At 62.2% G+C, this 26286-nt stretch carries 24 protein-coding genes; 14 read left to right on the forward strand and 10 right to left on the reverse strand.

The window, feature by feature from the left end; genetic code table 11:
- Nucleotides 1–34: 34 nt before the first annotated feature.
- Complete coding sequence (locus tag AC2VNO_RS19340; protein ID WP_486935654.1) at nucleotides 35–925, reverse strand: universal stress protein; 891 nt, start codon at nucleotides 923–925, stop codon at nucleotides 35–37.
- Between the two features lie 66 nt (nucleotides 926–991).
- On the reverse strand, nucleotides 992–2053 hold the full coding sequence (locus AC2VNO_RS19345; protein WP_486935655.1) for an acyltransferase family protein: 1062 nt from the start codon (nucleotides 2051–2053) through the stop codon (nucleotides 992–994).
- Between the two features lie 128 nt (nucleotides 2054–2181).
- On the opposite strand from AC2VNO_RS19345, the gene AC2VNO_RS19350 reads away from it, so the two are divergent.
- From AC2VNO_RS19350 to AC2VNO_RS19360, 3 genes are all read left to right on the forward strand, one after another.
- A complete protein-coding gene (locus AC2VNO_RS19350; RefSeq protein WP_486935656.1) occupies nucleotides 2182–3123 on the forward strand; it encodes an alpha/beta hydrolase in 942 nt (313 codons plus the stop codon).
- 74 nt (nucleotides 3124–3197) lie between these two features.
- Nucleotides 3198–4430: a DUF3422 domain-containing protein gene (locus tag AC2VNO_RS19355; RefSeq protein WP_486935657.1), complete on the forward strand. Its 1233-nt coding sequence runs from the start codon at nucleotides 3198–3200 to the stop codon at nucleotides 4428–4430.
- Between the two features lie 43 nt (nucleotides 4431–4473).
- Nucleotides 4474–4800, forward strand: a complete 327-nt coding sequence (locus AC2VNO_RS19360) for an antibiotic biosynthesis monooxygenase family protein (protein ID WP_486935658.1) — start codon at nucleotides 4474–4476, stop codon at nucleotides 4798–4800.
- A gap of 38 nt (nucleotides 4801–4838) precedes the next feature.
- On the opposite strand, the gene AC2VNO_RS19365 is transcribed toward AC2VNO_RS19360, so the two are convergent.
- Nucleotides 4839–8462, reverse strand: coding sequence for a S41 family peptidase (locus AC2VNO_RS19365; protein ID WP_486935659.1), 3624 nt, complete (start codon nucleotides 8460–8462; stop codon nucleotides 4839–4841).
- 195 nt (nucleotides 8463–8657) lie between these two features.
- Here AC2VNO_RS19365 and AC2VNO_RS19370 point away from each other — a divergent pair, with 195 nt between their 5' ends.
- A complete protein-coding gene (locus tag AC2VNO_RS19370; protein ID WP_486935660.1) occupies nucleotides 8658–9956 on the forward strand; it encodes an acyltransferase family protein in 1299 nt (432 codons plus the stop codon).
- Here AC2VNO_RS19370 and AC2VNO_RS19375 read toward each other — a convergent pair.
- From AC2VNO_RS19375 to AC2VNO_RS19385, 3 genes are all read right to left on the reverse strand, one after another.
- Nucleotides 9866–10705, reverse strand: a complete 840-nt coding sequence (locus tag AC2VNO_RS19375) for an alpha/beta fold hydrolase (protein ID WP_486935661.1) — start codon at nucleotides 10703–10705, stop codon at nucleotides 9866–9868. The genes AC2VNO_RS19370 and AC2VNO_RS19375 overlap by 91 nt on opposite strands.
- Before the next feature lie 170 nt (nucleotides 10706–10875).
- A complete protein-coding gene (locus AC2VNO_RS19380) occupies nucleotides 10876–12276 on the reverse strand; it encodes an alpha/beta fold hydrolase (protein ID WP_486935662.1) in 1401 nt (466 codons plus the stop codon).
- Between the two features lie 146 nt (nucleotides 12277–12422).
- Entirely contained in the window at nucleotides 12423–13379 is a 957-nt protein-coding gene (locus AC2VNO_RS19385) for a diacylglycerol/lipid kinase family protein (RefSeq protein ID WP_486935663.1), read from the reverse strand.
- Between the two features lie 396 nt (nucleotides 13380–13775).
- On the opposite strand from AC2VNO_RS19385, the gene AC2VNO_RS19390 reads away from it, so the two are divergent.
- Complete coding sequence (locus AC2VNO_RS19390; protein WP_486935664.1) at nucleotides 13776–14978, forward strand: alcohol dehydrogenase catalytic domain-containing protein; 1203 nt, start codon at nucleotides 13776–13778, stop codon at nucleotides 14976–14978.
- Nucleotides 14975–16021 (forward strand): proline racemase family protein, encoded by a 1047-nt coding sequence (locus tag AC2VNO_RS19395; protein WP_486935665.1) that lies wholly within the window; start codon nucleotides 14975–14977, stop codon nucleotides 16019–16021. The genes AC2VNO_RS19390 and AC2VNO_RS19395 overlap by 4 nt, the downstream gene beginning before the upstream one ends.
- Here the strand turns inward: AC2VNO_RS19395 and AC2VNO_RS19400 are convergent.
- The 3 genes from AC2VNO_RS19400 to AC2VNO_RS19410 form a co-directional block, all read right to left on the reverse strand.
- Nucleotides 16012–17016, reverse strand: a complete 1005-nt coding sequence (locus tag AC2VNO_RS19400; RefSeq protein WP_486935666.1) for an ion transporter — start codon at nucleotides 17014–17016, stop codon at nucleotides 16012–16014. The genes AC2VNO_RS19395 and AC2VNO_RS19400 overlap by 10 nt on opposite strands.
- A 59-nt stretch (nucleotides 17017–17075) precedes the next feature.
- On the reverse strand, nucleotides 17076–17489 hold the full coding sequence (arfB, locus tag AC2VNO_RS19405) for an alternative ribosome rescue aminoacyl-tRNA hydrolase ArfB (RefSeq protein ID WP_486935667.1): 414 nt from the start codon (nucleotides 17487–17489) through the stop codon (nucleotides 17076–17078).
- Between the two features lie 112 nt (nucleotides 17490–17601).
- Nucleotides 17602–18495, reverse strand: a complete 894-nt coding sequence (locus AC2VNO_RS19410) for a LysR family transcriptional regulator (RefSeq protein ID WP_486935668.1) — start codon at nucleotides 18493–18495, stop codon at nucleotides 17602–17604.
- A 159-nt stretch (nucleotides 18496–18654) separates the two neighbouring features.
- Here AC2VNO_RS19410 and blaOXA point away from each other — a divergent pair, with 159 nt between their 5' ends.
- A complete protein-coding gene (gene blaOXA, locus AC2VNO_RS19415) occupies nucleotides 18655–19443 on the forward strand; it encodes a class D beta-lactamase (RefSeq protein ID WP_486935678.1) in 789 nt (262 codons plus the stop codon).
- Nucleotides 19444–19483: 40 nt separating this feature from the next.
- Here blaOXA and AC2VNO_RS19420 read toward each other — a convergent pair whose 3' ends face one another.
- Nucleotides 19484–20257, reverse strand: a complete 774-nt coding sequence (locus AC2VNO_RS19420) for a DUF1499 domain-containing protein (RefSeq protein WP_486935669.1) — start codon at nucleotides 20255–20257, stop codon at nucleotides 19484–19486.
- A 144-nt stretch (nucleotides 20258–20401) separates the two neighbouring features.
- Here AC2VNO_RS19420 and AC2VNO_RS19425 point away from each other — a divergent pair, with 144 nt between their 5' ends.
- The 7 genes from AC2VNO_RS19425 to AC2VNO_RS19455 all read left to right on the forward strand — a co-directional run.
- Nucleotides 20402–21985 (forward strand): BCCT family transporter, encoded by a 1584-nt coding sequence (locus tag AC2VNO_RS19425; RefSeq protein WP_486935670.1) that lies wholly within the window; start codon nucleotides 20402–20404, stop codon nucleotides 21983–21985.
- Between the two features lie 99 nt (nucleotides 21986–22084).
- On the forward strand, nucleotides 22085–22414 hold the full coding sequence (locus AC2VNO_RS19430; protein ID WP_486935671.1) for a thioredoxin family protein: 330 nt from the start codon (nucleotides 22085–22087) through the stop codon (nucleotides 22412–22414).
- A 67-nt stretch (nucleotides 22415–22481) separates the two neighbouring features.
- Complete coding sequence (locus tag AC2VNO_RS19435) at nucleotides 22482–22946, forward strand: DUF3618 domain-containing protein (protein ID WP_486935672.1); 465 nt, start codon at nucleotides 22482–22484, stop codon at nucleotides 22944–22946.
- Nucleotides 22943–23323: a copper resistance CopC family protein gene (locus AC2VNO_RS19440; protein ID WP_486935673.1), complete on the forward strand. Its 381-nt coding sequence runs from the start codon at nucleotides 22943–22945 to the stop codon at nucleotides 23321–23323. Before AC2VNO_RS19435 ends, AC2VNO_RS19440 begins: the two co-directional genes overlap by 4 nt.
- Before the next feature lie 150 nt (nucleotides 23324–23473).
- Nucleotides 23474–24340 (forward strand): PRC-barrel domain-containing protein, encoded by an 867-nt coding sequence (locus AC2VNO_RS19445; RefSeq protein WP_486935674.1) that lies wholly within the window; start codon nucleotides 23474–23476, stop codon nucleotides 24338–24340.
- 225 nt (nucleotides 24341–24565) lie between these two features.
- Nucleotides 24566–25180 (forward strand): PRC-barrel domain-containing protein, encoded by a 615-nt coding sequence (locus AC2VNO_RS19450; RefSeq protein ID WP_486935675.1) that lies wholly within the window; start codon nucleotides 24566–24568, stop codon nucleotides 25178–25180.
- A 147-nt stretch (nucleotides 25181–25327) separates the two neighbouring features.
- A partial coding sequence (locus tag AC2VNO_RS19455) for a M28 family peptidase (protein WP_486935676.1) occupies nucleotides 25328–26286 on the forward strand: 959 nt, incomplete at its 3' end.

A 26286-nucleotide genomic window follows, 5' to 3' on the forward strand; every position in this document is an offset into this window, starting at 1 on the left:
ACGCAAGCGCCAAAAAACAGTTGCCTGCAGCGGGTTACACCGTGACGGTCACCGGGCAGTGTGCCAGGTCGATGACGCGGTGGCTCACGCTTCCAACCAGCTTCTCGCGCCAGGTTCCCAGCCCCCGCCGCCCCATGACGATAACGGGCGAGTCGCTGAGTGCATGGGCAAATTCGGTGATCGATTCTGCATAGCGATCTCCTTCGAGGATGTGCGTGGCGATGCCCGCCGGTATCTCTCCCAGGCTTTGGCGTGCCCGTTGAAAAATGCGCTCGGCTTCGTCCTGTTCGCCCGCTTCAGGGGGCGGCGTGCCCTTTGGGCGACAGAACAGCAGGTCCACAGGTGCCGCGGCACGTCGGGCCAGCTCACCTGCCAGCGTGGCGGCATGGTCGCTGTGCGGCGAGCCGTCGACCGGCATGAGCACCCGGCCGATGCGCTCGCCACTTGCATCGCCAGCCTCGGGGTGAACGATAGTGACCGGACAAGTGGCCTTGTGGACCACCTCGTCGCTGATACTGCCTTCCATGAACTTGCTGAAATCGCTCAGGTGGCGTGCGCCGATGACCAGCAGGCAGCCTTTTCGCTTGTTCGCATATTCGACGATGGTTCGCGCGGGATGTCGTACGAAGCCGTCCTCTTCGAGCGTCACCTCTTCCAGCGATACCTCCAGTGCCTCGGGGACGACCCGCCTGGCGTGTGAGAACGCCACCTTCACCGCCTCCAGCCGCTGCGAGCGGTCGCGGTCCACTTCGTCACGTCGATTGGCGGGCACGTCGCTGAGCTCGGCCGGGTTGAGCGGCATGACATGTACCAACTGCAAACGGGCCTGAAGCAAATGGGCGAGCAGTGAGGCGTGACGCGTCGCGGCATCCGCCGTAGGCGAGCCGTCCACCGGTACGATTACGAGCGAAAGTGGCTCACTCATGCGAATTTCCTTGATGTCCAGTCATAGGATGTCTTTGATGCGCCTGACGGTGCATTCAGCCTTAGCCTAGCGTACTTGGGTCGTGAGCGTCTGCTGCTCCCGTGGCACATGGAGCGTCTTGCCGAACAGCATGCCGCCCCAGGGTATGTCATTGGCAACCCGGTTCAACGCTATCGAGCCGGCCATGCCCACTACAATCAGCAACAGCGCATAGACCGGTAGGGGAAAATGCACGAACTCGCCGGCGAAATCGACGATGGCGAAGAACATGGGGTGCGCCAGGTAGATGCCGAACGAGTAGCGATTCACGGTCTTGACCAACGGCGTGGCGTGGAAATTCCTCAGACGAGTCACGGCGAAAAGGGTGCACAGGATGAACAGCGGAATGACCCAGGTCTCCTTGGAGGAGTACTCCAGCCAGCCTTGCAGAGTGAAGAGAACGATCATGGCAATGTAGGCGAGAAGGAGTTCGGGCCGCGAAAGCCACTTGAGCCAGGGCACCTCGCTCCTGCGTCCGGGAGCGAGCTGAGGGTAGTGCCGTACCACCAGCATGGCCAGGAAGAACAGGTAGATCCAGCCCAGAGGAGCGATCCATAGCAGGTAGCCCGGCGGCTCGATGCCGAAGAAACGGGTCAGCCCCCAGTAGGCGATACCGATCAGGCTGCCGATCACCAGCCATGGGCCAGGCGGTAGCCAGCGCTCGAGCCGATAGCGGCAGTAAAGCCAGTAGAAGGCGTAGAATTGCATGGCAATGATCAGGAAATAGCCGTGCCAGCCGGCAAAGACGAGATATTCGGTCAGGTTCTCGATCAGGCCGACCGGCTCCCCCTCGCGGCGCAGGTTGATGTATTTCGTCATCGAATAGATCAGCCCGTAGACGAAGTAGGGCACCATCACGTACTGCAACCGCTTGAGCAGGAAACCCGAAGGGGGCCGGTTGCCGTAGCGCATCGAAAACAGAAAGATCGAGATGAAGATGAAGATCGGCGTGCCGAGCACGGTAGGAATGCGAGCAAGGTCGAGGTAGACGTTGTCGAGGTGCACATTCATGCGGTCGAGAAAGTGAAAGAAGAACACTGCCAGGCAGCCGTAGAATCGCAGCCAGTAGATTTCTTCGATCTGCCTCATGAGTGTCTGGCCTTCCGTGGTGCAAGGAACAACATATGTCGACTCCATGTCGGACCATGACGAGATACAAAGATTCCATTAACAGGCTAGCAATTTTGGCAGCAGGCCGGCACAAGGAGAAGAGTGCCATGATCAAGTTTCTGGTTATCGCCGTGTTGAGCATGAGCCTGCTCTGGGGGCAGCACAAGGCTCAGGCCGGCGAGGTCACCTTTCATCGCTTCACCTCCGAGGTGCTGGGGCGGGATTATCCGTATGCGCTGTATCTGCCCGACGGTTATAACGAAACCTATCAAGCTTACCCTGTGCTTTATCTTCTGCACGGCTCCTTCGGCAGCGAGCGCGACTGGGTCGAGAGCGGCGGTCTCAAGGAGACTGCCGACTGGTTGATTCGAGAAGGGCGCATTCCCCCGATGGTGATCGTCATGCCTGGCAGCGAGAGCTGGTGGATCGACGGTCACAATGAGGCGGCGCGCACGGCCTTTCTCGACGATCTCATGCCCTACATCGAGGCAACCTGGCAAGTCGTACCACAGCGGGAATGGCGTGCGATTGCCGGGCTCTCCGCGGGTGGCTTCGGTGCCTTGAATTTCACTCTCGAACGCCCCGAGCTGTTCGCTGCCGCAGCGGCGATGAGTCCGGCCAGCTATCATCCGCTGCCGCCTCGGCGATCCACGGCACGGCGACATCCCGCGTTTCTCGACGCGGCGGGGAGCTTCGACGAGTCGCTATGGCGGCAAAGCAACTACACCGCCTACCTCGAAAATTATTTGGAGCGCGAGGAAGTCGTGCCGCTATACCTTAGCGCCGGGCACCGCGATCCCTACAATGCCGAGCATCATGCGCGAGTCGTGCGCCAAGCCCTGGCCCCGCATCAGCCTGATCTGGTGGCCATGGAAGTCCTCAATGGCGGACACACCTGGCGCGTCTGGCGAGCCAGCCTGCCCACCGCCATGGCCTGGATGGGTCGCTTCCTGCAGGATCCCGTGCCTCTCGAAACCCTGGCCGAGGATGCCGCAGCCGAGGGCAAGGCAGCGGTCGACCCTCAAGCGCTCTCCAGTCATGCCCAGTAGCCTTCACAAATGGGGTTGGCGAAGGGTCTGACTAACTTTAGTCTCAAGGTTCGCCCCCCTGCCAGGCTCCTTGCATGCACCCCCAGCGCGAACCCCTGCATAATGAGTTGCACGCCCGCCCGTCGATCTATTTCTCGGAGCCGGCCCACCTCTATCACTACGCTTTTCTCGCCGATGCCGAGGAGCATTTGCACTTGCTGGCGAAACTGAGCCAGACCACCGGCCTGGCCTTCGATACCGCGCTGGTACAACAGATATCGTCCATCGATCAGACGGTCTTCAAGTGGGAGCGGCATACCGAGTTCTCCACGCTGACCGTGATGGTGCCGAAAAGGCAGGAGAGCGAGTCATGGCCAGCGCCGCCAGAGTGGCTGAACGAAGTGGTGGAATCCTGCTGTAGCACCCTGATCAATGCCACCCAGGTAGGGGTGGAAGGGAGTGATACCTGGCTGGGAAGCCCCGAGGCCTATGGCTTTATCGACCCGGCCGGGTCCCAGGTGGGTGGTGCGGATGCCACCGTCTGGAGCGACTTTCACCTCGACGCCAACGGCGACAATCGTTTCTTGCTGCTCAACAGCGGCCTCAATGCCTTTCGGCTGGGGCGTATGGTGCGCCGTCTGCTCGAGATCGAGACCTATCGCATGATGGCCTCGCTCTCACTGCCGCTGGCCAAGGAGCTGGCACTCGAGCTTCAGGCGTACGAGCTAGAGCTGGGGGAGCTGTCCGATCGCAATGCCGAGCAGGAGGATGACAATCCGCGACCCTTGCTGACGGCCTTGTCGCGGCTTTCGGCCAGACTGGAGCGCAGCGGCTGCCGTTCGCGCCAACGCTTCAGTGCCACGGATGCCTATGCCCGTATCGTCTTTTCACGTATCGAGGAGCTGCGGGAGGAAAGAGTCGGCGACTGCCCGCGTCTCGGTACCTTCATTCTGCGTCGTTTCAGGCCAACGGTGCATTATTGTGCCGCCATCCATCAGCGCCAGGAGCGCCTGGCGGAGAGTACCGCTCGGCTCAACGACCTGCTGCGTACCCGCGCCCAGGTCGAGATCGAGGAGCAGAATTCGAGCATTCTCAAAAGCCTCAACGAACGGGCCAGCAGCCAACTGAAAATTCAGAAGGCGGTGGAGGGGCTCTCGATCATCGTCATCAGCTATTACATCTTCAGCCTGTTCAAGCTGGGACTCGAAAGCCTCGGCGCACTTGGCATGGCGGTACAGCCTCACTTGGCAGCGGCGGTTCTTGCTCCGCTGGGTGGGCTGATCATCGGTTTTCTGGCCTGGCGCATCTGGCGGGTGAAGCGCCACTAGAGCGGCGCCACCATTCCTCAACAAGAACGTCGAGTGAGGTTTCATGAGTTACATCGCGACTACCCCCGAACCGCCCTACTACGCGGTCATCTTTAGCTCGCTTCGCACCGAGGACGACAATGGCTATGGTTTGATGGCCGAAAGCATGACCGAACTGGCCGCCCAGCAGCCGGGTTTCCTCGGCTTGGAATCGGCGCGCGACGCCATCGGCTTGACGGTTTCCTACTGGCGGGACCTGGAATCGATCAAGCGCTGGAAACAGCAGGTCGAGCACCGTGAGGCGCAGCGTCTCGGCCGCAGCGAGTGGTATGCCGCCTACAAGGTTCGTATCGCCAAGGTGGAGCGGGATTACGGCTTCGGCGACGGATAAGCCAAGCCCCGGCGGCTGAGCCACCGGGGCGGTTGGCGTCACTCCTCTGCATCGATCCGTTCGAGCAGGTCGGCCACGGCCTGTTCGAGTTGGCGGTCGCGGTCGGCCACTTCATCTTCGGGCGTTTGCTCCACCAGTAGATCCGGCATGGCGCCGTTGTGCTCCATGTCGGTGCCATCGGGTAGATACCAGCCGCGGAAGGGCCGACGGACGGTAGCGCCGTCGATCAGCGTATGGCTATTGGTGGAAATCACCCCGCCGTAAGTCTGCTGGCCTACCAGCCTGCCGCGCCCTAGCGTAGTGAAGGCATGGGCGAGAATCTCCGCATTCGAGTAGCTCTTTTCATTGGCCAGCATGTTGATCGGCAGCGTGTAGCGTGGTGCATCCAGACGATCCTGCGGGTAGTGTCCAGTTTCGTCACGGTCGGCGCCTGCCGGGATGGTATAGGCGTGCTCGCCGGCCATGATCGAAGTGAGGATGCGGTCGGTAGTGTTGCCGCCACCGTTGTTGCGCACATCGATGATAAGGCCGTCCTTGCCCATGGCGGCGGCATACAGATCGCCCTGAAAACCTTCCAGCGAGGTCTGGTTCATGGCCTGAATATGCAGGTAGCCGAGCCGGCCGTCGGAAAGTTCCTCTACGCGACTGCGGCTCTCCTCGCGGAAGGCGTCGTACTTCAGGCGTGCCAACTCCGTCAGATCCACCGTCTGAAGCATGGTGCGGTACTCGGTGTAGCCTCCCTCTCCAGGACGGTCGAAGGTGATGATGACTTCCTCGTCCACCAGACCGCGCAGTCGCTGCAGCAGGGTGTCGCCCTCTTCGAAGGGCATCAGCCCTATTTCAGTGATGATATCGCCAGGCGCAAGCGGCATGGGGCCGCGGCTGGCGGGACCCTCCGCCAGCACATCGGTGATGCGATAGCCGATACGGCCGGTCTGCTGCGAGATGAGTCTTCGTGTCTCGATGCCCAGCCGACCGGAAGGCTCACGCAATGACGACACGGGCCCCGGATTGGAAACCCCCATGTGCGAGGCCGCCAGCTCTCCCATCAAGCGGTTGGCGATATCGCTGAACTCGCTCGAGGTCCGTGCACGTTGCACCAGGGCGGCATAGTCCGAAACCACCTCGGGCCAGTCCAGGCCCTTCAGGTCGGTGCGATAGAAGCTCTCACCGATCATTCGAGCTGCCTCGTGAAACTTCTGCAGCGATTGCCGACGCAGGTCGATGCGCAGCCGGTCCGAGATATCCAGGTAGCGCGGAGAACCGTTGCCAGAGAGGTTGGCCACGGCCACCCTGCCGTTGGTGATGTAGACGACTTGCTCGCCGGTAATGTTGAGCTGCTGTACGTTGGCCTGCGGCCCGATACGCGTTCGCTGGCTGCCGTCCCAATTCATCGCAATCAGCCCTTCGCTGCCGGCGTTGAAGACGTAGCGGTCGCCGCCGGGGGTCATCTCATTGGCGGTGTTGTGGGCCGGCGAGGCGGTTACGCGCTCGATGCGCCGCCAGGCATCTTCCAGTTCGAGCTCCGGCGCGTCCTGTGTCGTTTCCTCGGCATCACGATCATTCGTGACCGGCAGCGGCGAACGGCTCTGTGCCTCTTCCCTCGCGCTGCGGTAATAGTGAGATATCTCACGCGGGGTATAGGTCCCGATCTCCCGGTCCAGGTAGACCCGGTAGAGGTCGTAATTCTCACCGGAGCGGTTGGAAATAAAGGTCAGCTTGCGGCTATCTGCCGACCAGCGGGGATTGAGGTCGTTGCGTGGGTGGCGGGTAATGTTGACCGGCTCGGCCGAGCCGTCTGCCGGCACCACGAAGATATTGGCGCTGAAATCGAGGTCGTTCTGCGAATAGGCGATATAGCGGCTGTCCGGCGACCAGCGCCACTGCATGAAGCTGTCCCAGCCCTCGACCAGGGTACGCTCCTCGCCGCTCGTAAGGTCGTATATCACCAAATCGCCTCGGCCGCGACGAAATGCCAGCGAGCGACCGTCCGGTGAAGGCGAGACGTCACGGTCGTGAGTTTCGTGGGCCACCACCGGACTCACTTCGAACTGGATGGCATCATGCCAGCGGGTCGGGTCGCGCTCCGCTGGCAGGTCGTCCGGCAGTTCGTCTTCCAGCTCCTCTTCCGGAATGCTCTCCACTTCCACCGTCGGTTCCTGCACCGGCGGCACGTCGATGGGGGTGCCGGGTGGCGGTATCAGGATCGGGTCGAGAATGAAGCCGGGATCCTGTGGGGCAAAAGGGTCCTCGGGTTCCTCACCGCGCACTGCCAGGTCCGGGTTGAAGTCGTTTTCCTGCTCGCGCTCCTCCGGCAGGTCGGGTTCCTCATCGGCAGCGGCGAGCGAAACCGTGGGATCGCCATCCCAATACCGGGCCGAAGGACGTCCGCGTGCGCGCTGACGTTCATGACTGCGGCGTACTTCGTCTCGGGTCAGCGTCACGTTCGCCTGGTAGATCGATTCGGTGCCGTCGGCGTCGTTGACGAAATAGAGCGACATGCCATCCGGCGACCAGGCGAGGTTGTGATGACGGGCGTGGCTGCCCGGCGTTACCAGCAGCGTCGGACTCTGCTCGTCGACATGGCGCACGTAGATACGGCCATAGGCGATGTAGGCCATGGTCTGACCGTCCGGGCTCAGCGCCGCTTCGCTGACGTCGCGGTCCACGCGGCGCAGGCTGTAGACGTCCCGATCGTCGTCCGGGGCACGCAGTACGATAGGCTCGGGCTCGGCATCCGGCTGCTCCAGGTCGAGAGCCAGCAGCGTGTCCCAGATCTGCAGCACTGCGGTACTGCCATCGTGGGATACGTCAAAATGCTGAAGATCACGATCCGTGAAATCGGTGAGTCGTTCTATGGTGCGCTCGGCGTCGAGCTCCATGCGATAGAGGTTGACCGTCTGGTCCTCGCGGTCGGACATGAACAGCAGCGTGTTTTCGTCCACCCAGCGTGCCATGCCGTCATCGCCGTCGCGCTCGGTCAGTGGCTCGAAATCATCGCTGCCCAGCTCGTGCAGCCAGATGTTCATGGCATCCGGGCCGCGATAGTGACGTCGATTCCAGTCGTGATAGGCCCCGCCTCGGGTAAACACGACGTGCCGGCCGTCCGGAGAGAGCTGCGGTTCGGAGCCGAAGGCATCGTGCAAGCGCGAATATTCACCGCCATTCGGCGGCAGGAGATACGGACGCTGGTCGCGATAGACATCGGCTTCGAGCATGCCCGAGAAGGTGATCACCGGCTCGCCGTCTTCATCGAGACCGTAGGATGGGTTGCGCAGATGCTGGTCGCCATGAGTGAGCTGCGACAGCTGGCTGCCGTCGCGTCGCATGCGCCATAGGTTGAGATAGCCATCGCGCATCGAGGCGAACACGATCCACTCGCCGTCCGGGCTCCAGCTGGAATGGAGGTCGTCCAGATTGTGGCGGGTCAGGCGTATCGCCTCGCCACCCTCGATCGATGAGCGCCACAGGTCGCCGCGCCAGCTGAAGATGAGCTCGGAGCCGTCGGGACTGACGGAGGGAAAGCGGGGCAGGCCAACCTGGCCTGACTGAGCCAGGGCGCTTGTCGGCAAGTGTGCCAGCACACCGCTCAAAACCGACAGCAGAGCCAGCCTGCGCAGGCTGGTGTAGAGCGGCGCTCGAAGATAGCTGAGTCCGTGCATTGCCACACCTTTTCATTAGCCGATGCCATGCCTTTGTCTTAGTCACGGCATTTACCGATGTCATGACTCACCAACGTAGCAACGATCATCAGCTCTATCGAATGCAGAGCGTTCTAATTTGGCCACCTCTGTCAGCCTTTACTAGGCTAAGGCCGGAAGCGAGCGTTTCGTCAGCCATTCAGGGAAGGAGGGTGCATGAGCGACGCGCGCGATCCCTATCCCGATGCGCTGCGCGCCATCGCGCTGTTGATCGTAGTGCTCGGGCACTGGGTTGCCACGCTGCCACGGCTCGAAGAGGGCATGCTGGTAGAGACCGGCCACATTCTCGATGCCTGGCCACCTGCGGGGTTTTTCACCTGGATCGTTCAGGTCGTCCCGCTGTTCATTTTCGTCTCTGCCGCTGTCAGCTCGGAAGGCGTGGAGGAGCGCTATCGGTCCGGCGAGCCGCATGCGCACTGGTGGGCGGGCCGCGCTTTGGGGCTGGCCCGGCCGACCGTGACCTACCTGGCCGTGCTGGCAGGTTTCGTGGGTATCTCCTTTTTCACTCGTGACGGCGTGCTGGGGCCGCTCAACCAGTCTCTCACCGTGCATCTGTGGTTTCTGCTGATCCTGCTTGGCGTCCAACTGGTACTGCCGCTCAGCGTCTGGGCCGACCGGCGCTTCGGCTTATGGGCGCCAACGATGCTGATCGTGGCCATTGCGGCGGTGGACTTGTTGCGTTCGCAGCCGACCGCTCTGGAGGAGTGGGCGAGCTTGGGCCGGTTGGTCACCTCGGATCACGACTACTTTGCCTGGATCAGCACGATTTTCTTCTGGCTCCTGCCTCAGCAGCTCGGCATCGCTTGGTGGAACGGACGCTTCTTTGGGCGACGTACCGGAGCCGTGCTGATGGTCTTCGGGCTGACCTGGTTGTTGGCTGCCGTGGCCCTGGGTTATCCGCCTTCGATGGTCAACGGCAACCCCGGGGGCGATACCAACTTGCTTCCCCCGACGCTGGCCCTGTTAGGTGTCATGTGGTTTCAGGTGGGGCTGGTGGTGTTGTTCGAGAAGCCCCTGCGCCGTTTTCTTCAGCGCCAGCATCTGGGACGCTGGATGGCCATGATCGGGGCGTTCGGGCTCCAGCTGTACCTGTGGCACAAGTTGGCCGAGCTGCCGGCGGCTTGGCTGGGGCAGCGCCTTGGGTGGCCGATCGATGCGGGGGTGCCGGGGGAACCAGGGTTCTGGATCGGTCGCCTCGAGTGGATAGGGCTATGCATCCTGATAATGGTGCCGGTTCTGGCAGTCGTCGTGATCTTCGAGCGTTTCCGCAAGCAGGATGTGCCCGCTACCACCGACCTCCGGCGTATCGTCACGGGCGGGCTGGCGCTGTTTCTGGCGCTGGCGATAAGCCTGGGGCTGGGGGCTCATCCGGGGTCGCTGATTGGTCTGCCACTGGTGGCTCTGGCCTCCTGGCTGCTGCGCTCACCCGCGAGGTCCGCCTCGGCGAGCCACTGACGTATCGCTGCCAGGACCCACTCCGGGTCGTCCAGGGTAAGGTCGTGGCCGCCATCGGCGTGGCATCTCAGCGGCCAGTGCCAGCGTTGGGCTATGCGCTCTGAGCACTTCCAGGACACCATCCGGTCGGCTTTCGAGGCCAGCACCAACACCGGCAACCCGGGCAGCGCTTGTGGCAGGTCGAACCCTCTCATGGCGGCCAGCAGCTGGCGCACCATGTTGGCCTTCCTCATCGGCGCGTCGCGTTGCCATTGGGCGTAACGTTGCGCCACCGCGTCAGGATCGTCCTGCTGGCGGGTGGTCATGCGTAGAATCAAGCGCTCGCGCCGCTCATGGCTGAGCGGTAGCAGCATGGCCGCCAGTAATCGGGGGTATTGACGCGGGCGCAAGCGTTGGTAAAAGGGGGCAACGCCACGCAGGCTAGAATTGATCAGCACCAAGCTTTTCACTTCCGCCGGATAGCGTTGCGCCCAGCGCACGGCCACCATGCCACCCAGCGAGATGGCCAGCACGCGATGCGGGCCAAGGATACTCGCTTCGTTCAGCTCATCACGCAGTGCATCGACCATGGCATCGATGCTCGTGGGACTGGCATCGCGCCAGTGCTCACCGTTCCCAGGCAAGTCGACGGCCCGCGCGGGCTGTTGTAACGCCATGGCCAGCCGTTCGGTGAATCCGTCCCAGTGGCGCGCCTCACGCACCAGCCCGCGCAGCAGAATCCAGCCGCGACGCGTTGCCGCTTCGCTCATGAGCCGTGCTCTTCGGCCACGGCGGGGGGCTCGATCACCCATGGCTCTCGCTCGATTTCCTCGCGGCAGCTGGAGTCGACAGGGCTGTGGGGGTCATCGAGAAACGCCTGGATCATCGTCGAGCGGCATTCATTGACCGGGTTATGCCCAAGCGCCTGCATTTCGACGTACTACAGGTTGGGCATGGTGAGCTGCAGATGCTGGCTCCAGCGTGTGCCGCAGCAGGGGTCCATCTGCCCATGTATCGCCAGTGCCGGGGTTTCACTCACGGGTGGATCGTTGTGCTCGACCGGTACGTCTCCATCCTCGCCCCACCAGGCACAAAGCCAAGGCGGCTCGAAGCCGAGTACCGCCGGTTCACGCTGGACGGCTGCGATGGAATCGTCTCGACTAGGGCGGTTGCTGCCCATGTCGTTGCACACATGCGCAAGGAAATAACCGAGCGCATAGGCGGAGGCCTCGGGCTCGGGATCGTAATCGTCGAGGCGGAAGAAGGTCTCGAGCCGCGAGTAATCGCCGACCTCTATGCCGGCGACCAGGCTGGGCAGCTCGGCGTAATCGGCAGCCAGCATCAGATAGAGCGTGTCGATGAAGGCGGCGCCGTCGAAATAGAGCGTCTCGGCAGAGCCGTAGGGCGTGGCGACATGAGCCACATAGGGGCGGGCATCGAGCATGCGTCGGGCCCGGTCGAAGGCCTGCATCCAGTGGGGCAGCATTTCACGGCACGCCTCGTCTTCCGCGGCGCATAGCGCAAGCGTGTCGGTGAAGGTCTGCTTCGCAGTGTAGAGCTCGTCGACCGGCGGACGGTTGCGCAGGTGGTTGAACCAGGGCCAGCCAAAGATGGCGGCGCGAATGCTCTCCGGGTGGTACTGAATGAAGGACGCTACCGTACCGCTGCCGGTGGAGGAGCCGAAGGCGTCGATGTGCTCGTAGCCGAGCAGTTGGCGTATCTCGTCCACGTCGCGAGAAACGGAGTGCGAGTTGTACTGACTGACATCGACTCCTTCCTCGACCAATTTGCGGTAGCAGGCCTCCACCTCCGCGGTGATGATGCCAAGCCGATGCATCGGTTCCAGTGAAGCGGTAATGGCCGGGGTATGGAGAATGTTGTGGTAGGGCGAGACCGCCGCATATTTCGGGCACTCCAGTGCCGGTTCGGCATGTGTGAAACCTCGGTGATCCATGGTCACCAGAGTCCGGTTGCCGATGTCCTTCTGCAGTTGTTCAAGATAATCGCGGTTATCGAGAGAAGAGTAGCCGGGCCCGCCAGGGAAGAAGAATACGGGTGGGGTATCGTTCTCTACCGCTTGCTCTGCTCCGGTTTGCGGTGCCAGAACGGCAACGGGAATGGCCACCGTATTGCCGTTTGGTGCTTCCCAGTTTTCGGGGGCGTGAAAGGTGTGGCAGCTTGCTCCCAGCGCCGTTAGCGCTTCGGTGGGGCATTCCGCCTTTTCCAGGCGGGGCAGGTCGGACTCATTCGTCTGGCCCTGCGCCAGGCTTGGTGAAGTGCAAAGCAGGGCGAATGACAAGGCGCCAAGCCAGCGACAAGTGTAGGAATCCGTTCTGTTCATCAGGCCCCCTTGTTATTCATGGCGTGTCGATGTGCCGGGCTTCGTTAGTCAAGCTAGCACTCGCCGTCGGGGCATCAAGGAAACTCACAAGGAAGCCGAGGGCATTACATGGGATGCCCTCTGGTCGACTCTGTGCCACGGAAGCATCAAAAAGGTTGCGCGCCAGGCCCGGGGCGTTCCAGCGGTGGTGTGTCGTTGGGGCTGTATTGGACGGCTTGTGGTGCTTCAGGCCTGCCCAGGACCAGGCGACTGCCTATCACATTGAGGACGCCGCGTCGGGTAAAGGCCGAGATGTTGGCCATGCGGCCCAGGTTTTCGCCATCGGCGGTGACCGTATGGGCGTGGCGCAGCTGTATATGGCACTGGGGGGATTGAAAGTGCACCACGGTATCGTTGGGTCGAGGCGTACGCCTCAGTAGCCGGGTGGAGATGAAGGCCAGCAGCACACGCAGCAAGGAGTGATGCCTCACCGCCACCACATTCAGCATACCGTCGTCGATTCTTGCCTCGGCGATCTCGTGGCCGCCGCCGAAATAGGTCCCCGACGCGATGGCAATGGTCAGCCATGGCCCTTCGACTATCTGGTCATCGCACTCGATGCGCCCACGGATACCCCGCTGCATGCGCATACGCTGCAACAATGTCAGCAAATAGCTGAACCGGCCCAAGCGCTGCTTTTGCTCCTGGGAAGCCTCCCTGGCCGGCAGTGTGCCGAGTCCGATATGGGCGACGTTGAGAAAAATGGTGCCATTGAGCCAGGCGACATCCACCGCGACACTCTGCCCCGAACGCATGAGCCGACAGAGCTCCAGGGGGTCGTCAGGCAAGCCCAGATTGCGAGCGAAATCGTTCGCCGTGCCGGAAGGCAAGACGCCCAAGGTGGCCTCACGCTCCACGCACACCGATGCGACCCGGTTCACCGAGCCATCGCCACCGGCGACCAGAACCCGATCTCCGGGTGCCACCTCCTGCTCCCATTCGGTTTCTTTGAGCCCCCGTACATGCAGCTCCGGGATGCCAGCTGCCTGGAGATAGCCCCGCCAATACGATTCGCTGTGGCTGCCATCTCCCGCCGCCTTGTTGACGATCAACCAAAACTTCATCGGTGTCTCCTTCACCTCGCTCTCTCCTGCTTAACAGGATAGCGAGCTATCCTTCGTTGCGCCTTAACTCAGGCCGAGTCGCTCCGCTGCGCTTCTGGTTCGACAAGAAAGAACACCCACTCGTTAGCCGCGAAAACAGAAAGAAATCCATATGCTCGACGGTATGAAGAAGGGGGCAGGGCATGATTCAATTTGCCCATGTCGACACGCCTTGCCGGCTGTCGCACCTCAATCGTTTTCCCCGTTTCACGACGACGCCCGGCCGGCGCAATCAGCGCAGGCCTGTCGGCATCTCGTTGTCTGGAAAGGTTGAGTCGTTCGAGCCGGGAAAGCGTTGCCCCTTTTGGTGGCCAGTGTGGTTAGTGCTGCCACTCAAGACTCAGCAGGAGGTCTGCCATGCCCAACGAGAACGTGCCGTCGATTCCGGCCACCATGAACGCCATGGTTCTGACCGGCCATGGGGACATCGACAAGCTGGTGTATCGAAGCGATGTCGCTACACCTCGCCCCGGCCCGGGTGAGGTCTTGGTACAGGTCACCGCCACTGCCAAGAACAACACCGACCGCAAGGCCCGAGAAGGGCTCTATCCCACCAAGGACAAGGGCGAGGTGACCTCCTTTGCCATGGGTGGCGAGCCGACCCTGACCTTCCCGCGCATCCAGGGCGCGGACGTGGCCGGGCGCGTGGTGGCGGTGGGCGAGGGCATCGATGCCTCGCGTATCGGCGAACGCGGCCTGCTCGACTTCAATCTCTACGCCGACGAGCGACGCGACATCAACCTGACCCCCGACTACTACGGGCACGGCGCCGATGGCGGCTATGCCGAGTACATCGCCGTGCCGTCGGACCAGTTCCACCACGTGGCCAATCCCGAACTCGCCGATGCCGAGCTGGCGGCGATGGGCATGTGCTCCTACCAGACCGGCTACCACATGATGACCTCGGCCGCTGTGGCCGCAGGTGAGCGGGTGCTGGTCAGCGGCGCCAGCGGTGGCGTGGGTGCCGCGCTGATTCAGATGTGCCGCATCGTCGGGGCCATCCCCTATGCGGTAAGCCAGCCCGACAAGGCCGATGCGCTGCTGGCGCTGGGCGCCGAAGCGGTCATCGATCGCGGCGATCTGCCTACTTTCGTCGATCGTGTGCTGGAGGCCACCGGCGGCGCGCCCATCGATGCCGTCATGGATCTGGTCGGCGGCGAGATGACCGATCTGTTCATCGACACCATGATCGGCGACATGAAGGCGCGCACCACCTACCCCCGGCTCTCCATCGCCGGGGCCAGCGGCGGCAACCTCAGCGAAATCATGTGGACCCGCATCTATCTCTATCAGGTGCAGATCTTCGGCGTCTCCCACGGCACCCGCGAGGAGGCCGAACAGCTCGTCGAATGGATTCGCAGCGGCCAGCTCAAGCCGGTGCTGCACGCGGCTTTCAAACTCTCGGAGCTGCACGAGGCGGAGCGCTATTTCGTCAACCGCGGCAGCAACTACCTGGGCAAGATCGTCGTCGTTCCCGATTCTCAATGGGCCGAACACGGCGCTCCCTTCGCGCTCGAGGGTAACGTTTCCAAGGGCACCGCTTACAAGGACGACGCATGAGCCACGAACTCACTCTTCAACTGCTCGACACCCATGCCGGGGGCGATGTCAGCCGCATCGTGATCGGCGGCATCGATCCGCTGCCCGGTGACACCGTGCGTCAGCAGATGGAGTATCTGGAGAACGATGCCGACGGCCTGCGCAAGCTGCTGCTTGGCGAACCCTACGGTATCCCCGAGATGTCGGTGGACCTGATCGTGCCGGCCACCGATCCCCAGGCGCAGATGGGCTATATCATCATGGAGGTGATGGGCTATCCGATCTATTCCGGCTCCAACACCATCTGTACGGCCACGGCGCTGCTCGAGACGGGGCTGATCCCCAAGCGTGAAGGTATCCAGCGCTTCACGCTGGAATCCCCGGCCGGGCTGGTGCATATCCAGGCGCGGGTCGAGAACGGCGTGGTCGAGGCGATCACCTGTGGAGGCCTGCCAAGCTATATCGACACACACCGAGCGAGCCTGCATGTGCCGGGTATCGGCGACGTGACCTACAGCATTGCCTATAGCGGTGGCTTCTACGCGCTGGTGGATGCCGAGGCGCTGGGGTTCTCGCTCAAGCGAGAGGAGGAGCGGGCGCTGGCCGAGTGCGCGCATCGCATCGTCGAAGCGATCCAGGCGCGCAGCGGCTTTTCCCATTACACCCTGGGCGACGTGGGGCCGCTACCGTTCCTGCACTTCATGGGGCCGGTGGAGCAGATTGCCGACGACTTCTATCGCTCGCGTTCGACGACCTACGTCCACCCTGGCGTGATTTGCCGCAGCACCACGGGTACCGGGACTTCGGCGCGCCTGGCGCTGATGCACTATGAAGGCACCATCAAGCCCGGCGACCGGTTGGAGACCGTTTCCCTGCGTGAAACCGGCTTCATCGGCCAGTTCATCGAAGCGCGTGAGGCCGGCGGCAAGCACCAGGTGGTGGAGAACACCATCACCGGCAAGAGCTATGTTCTGGCGCGCTCGGAAATCGTCGTGAACTGCGACGACCCGATGGTGGAGTGCGGCGGGTTGCATCATATCCTGGCCAGTCGGCATCAGTCGTAGCGTCGCCGCCACTGCTTGACGGCAATCTGCTCCTTGAGCAGTTCGAGCATGTCGACCATCACCTGTTCGGTTACCCGGTCGGTGTGCTCGTCGACTTGCAGCCAGGTGTCGAAACCGCTGTCAGCCAGGCGCTCCACCAAAGCGGTGAACTCCGGTGAACGTAGCCCCGCCATCGCTTCGTCCACCAGGCGGCAGGCCAGGTCACGCAGGCTCGACTCCATGCTGCGAGCGAGCGAGTCACCCATCGGCAGGCGTCGCAGGCGCTTCATCTCCTGGCTCTCGGCCACGGTGCGGCCCACCAGTGAACTGACATAGTACATCGTCGCCTGGCGGTTGCGGGCGTAGGCGTTACCCGTCATCTCCTCGAGTCGCCGTGAAAGCTCATGGATCAGCTGCTGCTTGCGCGGCATCACCACCTGATCGACGATCCGTGTCGACAGCGAATCGCTGGAGCGAATCTGCTCCTGCATATTGCCCAGCAGGCGGATCGCCACGCGATCGGAAAGCTCTTCGAAGAAGATGTCGTAATACTTGGTGTAGACGCCATAGAGCTGCCAGCCGCGCACGTCGATCAGGCCCAGGCGCTGCAGCCTGTGCAGCAGCGAGATGACACGCAGAATGCGCAGCAGGCGAAAACCGCCCACCGGAATGCAGCCCAGCACGTCATACCAGTGCACGAAGGGGTAGAAGAACCAGCGGTGATAGCGTCGTTCCGCAATGGCAACGGCCCAACCGAACAGCACGTCGAGCACGAAGATGGCGACGAACACCAGATCGATCTGAACGAAATTGGTATGCACATGGGTGTCGTAGGCACGATGCAGGCCGGGGGCTACGGCAGCGAAGGCATCGTTCAGGGGGTCGAGCAGAAACAGGCCATCGATCAGCAGCAGCGTCAGGTTGGCCACCACCAGCACGATGATCAGCACGTCCCAGACCAGATGCAGCCGCTCCAGCCCTGGGCTCAGCGGGCGCGAGACTCTTCTCGATGGCATGGGGACTCCTTGGCTTGCGGTGCGTAACGTTGGCGTTAAGCCTAGCAGTCATTGCTCAGCTACAGCTTTACCTTGCCACGCAGCGCCTTGGTCTGCCCCTTCTGCGTCTTGCGGTCCGTGCGCTTGCGGCGTGCCGACTTGCTAGGCTTGGTGGGACGGCGGGCCTTGCGAGTTTTCACTGCCTCCTGGATCAGCGCCTTGAGCCGTTCCAGCGCATCCTCTCGGTTCAGTTCCAAGGTGCGAAAACTCTGTGCCTTGATCACCACGACGCCTTCCTTGCTGATACGGCTGTCGGAAAGCGCCAGCAGCCGTTCCTTGTAGAAGGGCGGCAGGCTCGAAGCGGTAATGTCGAAGCGCAGGTGTACCGCCGACGCCACCTTGTTGACGTTCTGGCCGCCTGCGCCCTGGGCACGTATCTGACTGATCTCGACCTCATGGTCGGCCAGCTCCACGTTATTGGATATGCGCAGCATCGCGGGTCCGTTCATCGAGTGATATGGGGAGAGCAACAGGCTAGCATAAGGCCACGCTACAGGCGTGGTGCTATGCGCTGCCGATGGAGACGACGCTCGTCGAGTCGCTGGGTTAGGCCTCGCTACCGTAAGCCAGGCGTATCTCTTCGAGCAACCAGTGAGCGAAAGTCTGCATGGCCGAGCTGGGCTTGCGCGACTTGAGGTGCGTCAGCCAATAGCTACCCAGGGCGGCATGTACAGCGAAAGGCTGTACGATCTGGCCGCTATTCAATTGTCGCGTGAACATGCGCGGCGGGGCCAGCGCCACTCCCACGCCCTGTACTGCGGCCTCCATCATCGCCAGGGATGAATCGAAGGTAACGCCATGAGTGCGCGCGGGTGGGCGAGTGAGGCCAGCCGCCGCGAACCAGTGGCTCCATTCACTTTCACGGTAGGAGCGCAGCAGAATTTGCCGCGCCAGGTCGGCCGGTGTCGAGATGGCTTGTGCAATGCGCGGCACGCAGAGCGGGGATAGCGGGGCATCGAAGAGCCGCTGTGCCTCGAGTCCGTGCCAGGCGCCTTCGCCAAAGCGAATGGCGAAATCCAACCCTTCACTGCTCATTTCGACACGATTGTTGTGTGTGGAAAGCCGGATCTCGATAAGCGGATGGTCGGCCTGAAAGCGCGCCAATCGAGGCAGCAGCCAGCCCACCGCAAAGGTGCCTACCGCGCCCACGTTGAGAATGTCGCGTACCCGGCCGCCCTCGAGTCGCTCCAGCATGTCTGCCATGCGGTCGAACGAGTCTCGCATCACCGGCAGTAACGCCTCGCCCTCGGCAGTGATCATCAGCCCACGGGGCAGGCGCTTGAACAGTGCCGTTCCCAGGCGCTCTTCCAGCAGCTTGACCTGATGACTTACCGCCGCCTGGGTCACGTTCAGCTCCTCGGCAGCGTGAGTGAAACTAAGGTGGCGTGCGGCCGCCTCGAAGGCACGCAGCGCATTCAGCGGCAGGTAAGGTCTCGACATAAGCCCTAATCCAATTCATGGCTCATGCAAGATATCATGGTTTGTGAAGGTCTTTTACGTGCCGATATTCTTGACCCCGACGCGTCGTCCTTTGTCCTTCCCACCCCTACGACAAGCGATGGAATCATGAGTACCAAGAAAAAAGCCCTCAAAACGATAATGGCAAGTGCGCTGCTCCTTGCGCTGGTGCCGGTCAATGCCGTGGCAGATGCCTGGCAGCCGCGTAGCGATTGGAGCGAGATTTTTCGCGTCAACGACGCCAGCGGCACGCTGCTGGTCGTCGACAAGCGCGACGGTGCTGCAACGACGCTGGTGCACGACGGCGAGCGTGCACGCCAGCGCTTCGTGCCGGCCTCGACCTTCAAAATACCCCACACCCTTTTCGTCCTGGATGCCGATGTCGTAGAGGATGAATTCCAGGTCTTTCCCTGGGATGGGGTCGAGCGCAGCATTCCGGCCTGGAATGCGGACCAGGACTTGCGTTCGGGCATGCGCCTCTCGGCGGTATGGCTCTACCAGCAGTTCGCCCGTGAACTCGGTGCAGAGAGAGAGCTTGCTTACCTGGAGGCGGTCGGCTACGGCAATGCCGACATCGGCGACGACCTCGAAAACTTCTGGCTCGAGGAGGACATGCTGGAGATCTCTGCCGAGGAACAGATCGCCTTTCTCGAGCGGCTCTACCGCAATGAGCTGCCCTTCGGCGAAGCCGATCAGCGCCTGGTCAAGGACCTGATGGTCGTGGCCGCCGGCAGCGACTGGATCCTGCGCGGCAAAACCGGTTGGAGCGGCCAGCTTGGCTGGTGGGTAGGTTGGGTGGAACGGCCTAGCGGTCCGGTGTTCTTCGCCCTGAACATGGATACCCCCAACCGCATGGGCGACCTGCCCAAGCGACAAGACATCGTCAATGCGGCGTTGCGCACCATTGAGGCGCTGCCGCCCGAGAGCTGAGAGCAAGACGCCACCCCGGCCTCATCGCGGGGTGGTGCTTTCAGGTCCGCTCCAGGCGGCGCTCTACGGCGTCGAAGTAGGCACGAATGCGTGCCGCATTGGTGCCTACATCGCTACGCCCCAGCCTCGAAGCCGAGCGTACATCGATACGTACGCCTTCGTCGGTCTGGCTCAGACGGATGGCGATGTCGTCCTTGAAGCCGAACCAGGTGGTGGTATCGGTTGCCTCGATGTGGGTCAGCGAGTTGTGGGCGATCTGCCAGCCCATGTCCAGCGCGGCGGCTTCGGCAACGTCCCGGGCCAGATTGAGCGATGCATCGACGATCACCGGCTGGATGTCGGGGTAGGCCTCGCGCTGCTGTTGCGCCACTTCCCCACCGGGGTATTCCACCGCATTGGGGGCCGCCTCTCGGGCCGCCGCAAGCGCCTCGAAGGCAGGCGGATTTTCGGTATCGGTGGTGATGTCGTGAATCGGCGGCGCCGACTGGGCGCGCTGCCAGTGAAGCCAAGGGACGGCGAGCATGGCCGCGGTTGCCATCACGACCAAGCCACCGATCAGCGCCGGCCTCAGGCGCCGGCAGAAGGTGGCGGCGATCAAGGCCAGCAAGCCAGCGCTTGCAGCGCCGGCAGACACGTATACACCACGGCGCAGCATGTCGAAGGCACCGCCCAGCGGCAGCAGGTTCAGCCGATACGCCGGCCCGGCTCCGGCCATCAGCAATACTGCTAGTAGAAGCAACAGCACGCTGAACCCGGCAATGTAGTTCGGCCACCGACCGCCATGCTTAGGACGGTGAGAGTTGGGGTTGGACATGTCAGCTCTCGCAGGTTGCATTTCGCAACATTCCTGTTGCTCATGACTGCTATCGTTCACTTATAGCAAAGCCAAGCCAAGCACAGGGTAATGCAAGGATGCCCTACCCGCGCGTTGATGCGCACTCTTCAGGAGGCAAGGGAGATGCCGACTCGTTCCGATTCCGACCGCTACGGCAGTACCACACGGCATAATCTTTTTGGCGTGCCCGTCCATCGCGCCGTCTTCCTTACCTCGGCCACTGTCATTCTGACTCTCGTCGTCTTCGGTGTCGTCATGCCCGAACGGCTACAGGCAGGGGGCGAGGCGGTACAGGAAGCCATCGCGGATAACCTCGGCTGGTTCTATCTGCTGGCGATGAACGCCTTTCTGGTGCTGGCGATCTATCTCATTTTCAGCCGCTACGGCGATGTCAGGCTGGGAGGCGAGGACGAGCGCCCTGAATTCTCGACCTGGGGCTGGTTCTCGATGCTGTTCGCCGCGGGCACCGGGGTCGGCCTGCTGTTTTACGGCGTGGCCGAACCCGTCTCGTTTTTCGCCGACCCACCCTTCGGTGAGGCCGAAACCGAGCAGGCGGCAAGCGACGCACTGGTACACAGCTACTTCCACTGGGGCCTGCATGGGTGGTCCATGTACGGCCTGGTGGGGCTGTCGCTGTGTTACTTCTGCTTCAATCGAGGGCTGCCGTTGACCATTCGCTCGGCGTTCACGCCGCTGCTGGGCAGCAAGCGAGTGGAGGGGCCGATCGGCAACGGCATCGATGCCATGGCGGCGGCCGGCACCCTTATCGGTGTTGCCGTGTCGCTGGGGCTGGGGGTGCGTCAGATCAATACCGGGCTCGAGCACGCCTACGGCATACCGGACAATATCGGCGTGCAAATCGCGCTGATTGCCGGCATTACCGCAGTGGCGTTGGTTTCGGTGCTCTCCGGCCTGGCCAAGGGCATTCAGCGGCTGTCGAAGCTGGCGCTGCTGATCGGTGCTGCCCTGGTGGTCTATGTGCTCCTGTTCGGCCCGACCCAGTTCATCTTCAATTCGATGCTGCAGAGCCTGGGCAATTACATCAATGAAATACCCAGCCGCGGGACCTTCACCGAGGCCTTCAATTCCCCCGACGAGGAGAGCTGGCAGAACGACTGGACTCTGTTCTACTTCGCCTGGTGGATCTCCTGGTCACCCTTCGTCGGGCTTTTCATCGCCCGCGTTTCACGTGGCCGCACCCTGCGCCAATACCTGCTCGGCGTGCTCTTAGTCCCCACGCTCACGTCGGTGCTGTGGCTTACTGTCATGGGCGGGTCGGCGCTCTACAGAGAGCTGTTCGAAGCGGCCGGACTGGTCGACATCGTCGAGGACGAACCGGAGCTGGCCTTCTTCCTGTTCCTGGATCATTTCCAGATGCCCGAATGGGTCGTCACGACCAGCATGACCCTGATGATTGCCACGGTGGCGATCTTCTTCATCACCTCGTCGGACTCCGGCTCGCTGATCATCGACATCATCACTTCGGGCGGGGATCCCCATCCCCCCAAGGCCACGCGGGTGTTCTGGGCCACCATGGAAGGGGTCGTTGCCGCCGTACTGTTGACGGCCGGAGGCCTGGAGGCACTGCAGGCGGTCGCTACCATTTCAGGGCTGCCTTTCGCAGTGATCCTGCTGCTGATGTGCGCCGGGCTCTACCTGGGGTTGCGACGCAACGAGAACGGCGAAAAGGGGCAGGGATCTCGATAGGAAGTGCACATTGAGCGCAGCGCGACTGGGCTTCTAGGCTTATGGTAGGCATTCCGGCAAAGGCACGGCGAGGATCGAGCCGAGCCAAGGAGGAGCAGCATGCCCATGCAGCGCGAGTACAGCGGCAACGCGCCAAGTCCCGAGCAAGTGCGCCAGCTCGATGGCCTTACCGTGATCGAGTTCGGCACGCCTTGGTGCGGATACTGTCAGGTCGTCCAGCCCGCCCTTGAACGGGTCCTGGCACAGCGCCATACCGTTCGGCATTTGAAGATCGAGGATGGCCGGGGTCGGCGATTGGGGCGCTTCTTTCGTGTCAAGCTGTGGCCAACGCTGATCGTGCTGCAAGAGGGCGAGGAGGTGGCCCGGCTGGTGCGTCCCACCAGCGATGCCGCCATCGAGGCGACTCTGGCGCAGGCCTGCACGACTTGACGTCGGCCCGCTTCGATACCAGCTTGAGGAGAAGGGAAGTTCAACGCGGTGAAGCCAAGGAGGCAACATGAAGCGTAACCATCGCCGGGCCGAGGAGTTGGAAGACGAAATTCGCCACTCCCGTGCCCATCTCGACGAGACCCTGCATGAGCTGGAAAGCCGACTATCGCCGGCTCAGCTGAAGCGAAGCGTCAAGGAATACCTGCCCAGGAGCGGTGGAGTCGGTACGAACTTCATCGACAATCTGAGCCGTTCGATTCGTGAAAACCCCTTGCCGGTGCTGGTCACCGGCGTCGGCCTGGGCTGGCTGGTCATGTCCCAGCTGCGTTCCGGCTCCCGGCAGCATGCCCAGGGCCGAATGCCGTCGATCATCCCGGCTCGGCAGGAAGCGCCCCAGCGCATGGTGGCGACCCACATGGGGACTCAGCAGGGGCGAAATGTCGCTTCGACGCATCGGCCGGAAGTGGTTGGGGTGGCAACGCACCTTGGCACCGGCCAGGGATGGAGCGGCTACGTGCATCCCCACACATGAACGGCTTGCCCAACGCCCGGGCAGTGCGCATTGCCGGCGGCTGCCTCGCCGCCCTGACGGCGCTGGCGCTGGCATCACCGCTCTGGGCACAAGCCGAAATGGTGGAATCCACACCCGCCGATGGCAGTCATGTCGAGCAGGCGCCCGAGACGCTTGGCATTCGGCTGGATGCACCGCTGCGCCTCACCCTGTTCGAGGTGTCGGGTCCCGAAGGCATGGTGCCACTCGCGGAGACCACCATCGGCACCTTGGAAGAGGAGCATAGTGCCGTTCCCGAAGGGCGCATGGTACCTGGCGAGTATCGCATCGTCTGGCGCGGCACGGCGGGAAGCGGCACGGAGTCGGCAGGTGGGTATCGATTCGAGATCATGGAGTAGTCCGAGCAGACGAGACGATTTCCTCTCGTCTAATTGCTTAAACCCAACGCAGGTTGCCGAATACTGACGTTTCGTTTCGCTGCGTTTCTGGAGCCGTGCGGTCCTTACCGCCTATCTTGACGGTACAGGGCCCCACCTAGGAGAAGAGTGATGAAAAGGACTTTATTGGCGATCGCTATCGGTGCCATTTCTGCCGGTCTTGCCGGAGGTGCATTGGCGCAGGAAAACGATGTCGAGCTTGAGGAAAACGGCACCGTGGGCGAGGAGCAGAGCGACGCGACCCAGGGTGACTACCAGGATTCCCAGGCTGACGACGACCAGAATGCCGGCGACACCGAGGCCGATGTCTCGGTAGACGAAGACGAGCTCCCTGACGAAGGTGACGATGCCGAGGACTATGAGGAGCTGCGTGACGATGACACCGACGAGGATAACGGCCAGGAGATCGATGGTGCGGACGACGCCAACGGCGACGAAGCCGCCACCGATCAAGATGACGACCTCGAGTTGAATGTCGAGGACGACGAAACGCAGGCCGACCCCGGCGACCAGGCCACCACCGCTGAGCCCGCCGCGGCAGAAGCCGAGCAGGCGCCTCAAGGCGAGCATACACCGCAGGCCGGCCAGGCCGCTCAGCAAGAGCCTGAAGCAGGCTTCGAAGAGATGGGCCCGACGGACGCCGATCTCGATCCCGCCATCGCCTCGCTGCAAGCCGGTGAAGTGGAAGGCATGACTATCGTCAATATCGAAGGCGAGACACTTGGGCAGGTGGAGAACGTGTTGCGTCACAACGATGCCGGCGATCTGCATGCCGTGGTGTCGGTGGGTGGCTTCTGGATCTTTGGCGGCTCCGACGTCACCCTGCCGCTGGCCGACATGCGTCTCGAAGGCGATCAGCTGGTGCTTCAGGACATCATTGGCCAAGATGAACTCGACGAGCTGGCCACCGACTACGATGAGGACCGCTACAGCGAAGTGGAAGACGACACCGTGCTGTCGGATGCCATGGGACGTTGAGCGCCACCCTCGTCAAGACACTCGACAGAGGGCAGCAATAGCTAAGCAAGGCCGCTTCGGCCTTGCTTTTTTTCGGCGCTGACCATCCATTCGTTATTCGCAAGCTGAGCGAAACGAAGCGGCAACCTTTGGTATCCATTCTTTTCCAACGATATCTTTGCGTAGTCATGGTAGCGGTCTATGTTCAAGGGGTGGTTACCTGTGTCGACTCTAGGAGGGAGTGTCATGAAAAGGACCTTACTGGCCATTGCAATCGGTGCCATTTCCGCTGGTCTGGCGGGCGGCGCCCTGGCCCAGGACAACGCGGATGAAGAGAACGCCCTGAACGGCGAGGCTGCGGTGGGTGAAGAGCAGACCACCGTGGATACCCATGACGACGATGGTCTTGCCGATGGCCCGGACATGGACGAGCCGGATATGGACGAGCCGGACGAAATGGATACCGGTGAAGGAGAACTCGATACCGCCCAAGGTGACGACCTCGATCCCATGGGGGCCGACGATCAGCTGGATGCCTCGCTGCGTGACATGCAGGTCAGCGAAATCGAAGGCATGACCGTGGTCAACATGGATGACGAGGATATCGGAGACGTGCAGAACGTGGTGCGCGACAACGATACCGGCGACCTGCACGTCGTCGTGACCGTGGGTGGCCTGTGGGGCATGGGCGGCACCGACATTACTCTGCCCTTGGCGGAAATGGAGTTACGGGACGACCAACTGGTCACTCGTGAATCCTACGACGAGGACCAGCTCGAGGAGTCCGCCCAGGAGTATGACGAAGACCGCTACAGTGAAGTGGACGATGACATGACACTGGGCGATGCCTGGGGTCACTGAGCCGTTGGCGGCATCGTTCGACCGCTGATCCTGGCGCTACCGTAGGAATATAAAGAGAGGCAAGGTCCACGGACCTTGCCTTTTTATTCGTGGCGCTTCTGGCAGACTACGCTGAAGATGAACCCGTTAGCCATGAAAGGAAGCCACATGAGCACAAGCGTAAAGCCCTGGGGCGAGCCCATGCCCGAAGATCAATTCAGCTTGATGCAGCGTATCCTCGATGCACCCAGCCCGGTGGGTCTGGAAGGTGCCATGACCTACGGCGTGCTCAAGCCTCACTTCGAGAGCTTCGCGCCGAAAGAGTGGCATCTTCACCAGTACAAAGGGCACGCCGGTGTGGTGTGGGATACCCACCCCGGTCGTGACGACATGTTCAAGGTGATGATCATCGGCCACGCCGACAAGATCCGCATGCAGGTGCGCAGCATCGGCGACGACGGCAAGATCTGGATCAATACCGACGCCTTCCTGCCCAATGTGTTGATCGGCCATGAGGTCAAGCTGTTCAGCGAGGATCCGGAGCAGCCTGGCCGTTATCGCATCATCCAGGGCGGTACCGTGGAGGCGCTTGGCGCCATTCACTTCTCCGACCCGGCCCAGCGTGAAGGGCGCAAGGGCATCAAGAAAGAGCAGATCTACCTCGACCTGCAGATTCACGGCGAGAACAAGAAACAGCAGGTGCTCAACCTGGGCGTTCGCCCCGGTGACTCGATCGTCTTCGACCGTCCCATTCGCCACGGCTTCAGCCCCAATACCTTCTATGGCGCCTATCTGGACAACGGCCTGGGCTGCTTCGTCACCGCTGAAGTGGCACGCCTGATCGCCGAGGCCGGCGGTACCGAGAAGGTGCGCGTGCTGTTCGCCATCGCCAGCTATGAAGAGATCGGCCGCTTCGGCAGCCGCGTGCTGGCAGGGGCGCTCGAGCCCGACGTCATCATCGGCGTAGACGTCAATCACGACTACGTGGCCGCACCCGGTATCGGCGACCGACGCATGCAGCCGTTGGAGATGGGCAAGGGCTTCACCATGTCGGTGGGGGCGATTGCCAGCGAACAGCTCAACCGCATCATCGAGACAACCGCCAGGGAGCATGGTATCCCCATGCA

The organism is Halomonas sp. TH-94 (assembly GCF_057473365.1).

Coding starts and splice junctions, on each gene's coding strand:
- AC2VNO_RS19340 (WP_486935654.1), bottom strand. CDS start 925: ATGAGTGAGCCACTTTCGCTCGTAATCGTACCGGTGGACGGCTCGCCT.
- AC2VNO_RS19345 (WP_486935655.1), bottom strand. CDS start 2,053: ATGAGGCAGATCGAAGAAATCTACTGGCTGCGATTCTACGGCTGCCTG.
- AC2VNO_RS19350 (WP_486935656.1), top strand. CDS start 2,182: ATGATCAAGTTTCTGGTTATCGCCGTGTTGAGCATGAGCCTGCTCTGG.
- AC2VNO_RS19355 (WP_486935657.1), top strand. CDS start 3,198: ATGCACCCCCAGCGCGAACCCCTGCATAATGAGTTGCACGCCCGCCCG.
- AC2VNO_RS19360 (WP_486935658.1), top strand. CDS start 4,474: ATGAGTTACATCGCGACTACCCCCGAACCGCCCTACTACGCGGTCATC.
- AC2VNO_RS19365 (WP_486935659.1), bottom strand. CDS start 8,462: ATGCACGGACTCAGCTATCTTCGAGCGCCGCTCTACACCAGCCTGCGC.
- AC2VNO_RS19370 (WP_486935660.1), top strand. CDS start 8,658: ATGAGCGACGCGCGCGATCCCTATCCCGATGCGCTGCGCGCCATCGCG.
- AC2VNO_RS19375 (WP_486935661.1), bottom strand. CDS start 10,705: ATGAGCGAAGCGGCAACGCGTCGCGGCTGGATTCTGCTGCGCGGGCTG.
- AC2VNO_RS19380 (WP_486935662.1), bottom strand. CDS start 12,276: ATGAACAGAACGGATTCCTACACTTGTCGCTGGCTTGGCGCCTTGTCA.
- AC2VNO_RS19385 (WP_486935663.1), bottom strand. CDS start 13,379: ATGAAGTTTTGGTTGATCGTCAACAAGGCGGCGGGAGATGGCAGCCAC.
- AC2VNO_RS19390 (WP_486935664.1), top strand. CDS start 13,776: ATGCCCAACGAGAACGTGCCGTCGATTCCGGCCACCATGAACGCCATG.
- AC2VNO_RS19395 (WP_486935665.1), top strand. CDS start 14,975: ATGAGCCACGAACTCACTCTTCAACTGCTCGACACCCATGCCGGGGGC.
- AC2VNO_RS19400 (WP_486935666.1), bottom strand. CDS start 17,016: ATGCCATCGAGAAGAGTCTCGCGCCCGCTGAGCCCAGGGCTGGAGCGG.
- arfB (WP_486935667.1), bottom strand. CDS start 17,489: ATGCTGCGCATATCCAATAACGTGGAGCTGGCCGACCATGAGGTCGAG.
- AC2VNO_RS19410 (WP_486935668.1), bottom strand. CDS start 18,495: ATGTCGAGACCTTACCTGCCGCTGAATGCGCTGCGTGCCTTCGAGGCG.
- blaOXA (WP_486935678.1), top strand. CDS start 18,655: ATGGCAAGTGCGCTGCTCCTTGCGCTGGTGCCGGTCAATGCCGTGGCA.
- AC2VNO_RS19420 (WP_486935669.1), bottom strand. CDS start 20,257: ATGTCCAACCCCAACTCTCACCGTCCTAAGCATGGCGGTCGGTGGCCG.
- AC2VNO_RS19425 (WP_486935670.1), top strand. CDS start 20,402: ATGCCGACTCGTTCCGATTCCGACCGCTACGGCAGTACCACACGGCAT.
- AC2VNO_RS19430 (WP_486935671.1), top strand. CDS start 22,085: ATGCCCATGCAGCGCGAGTACAGCGGCAACGCGCCAAGTCCCGAGCAA.
- AC2VNO_RS19435 (WP_486935672.1), top strand. CDS start 22,482: ATGAAGCGTAACCATCGCCGGGCCGAGGAGTTGGAAGACGAAATTCGC.
- AC2VNO_RS19440 (WP_486935673.1), top strand. CDS start 22,943: ATGAACGGCTTGCCCAACGCCCGGGCAGTGCGCATTGCCGGCGGCTGC.
- AC2VNO_RS19445 (WP_486935674.1), top strand. CDS start 23,474: ATGAAAAGGACTTTATTGGCGATCGCTATCGGTGCCATTTCTGCCGGT.
- AC2VNO_RS19450 (WP_486935675.1), top strand. CDS start 24,566: ATGAAAAGGACCTTACTGGCCATTGCAATCGGTGCCATTTCCGCTGGT.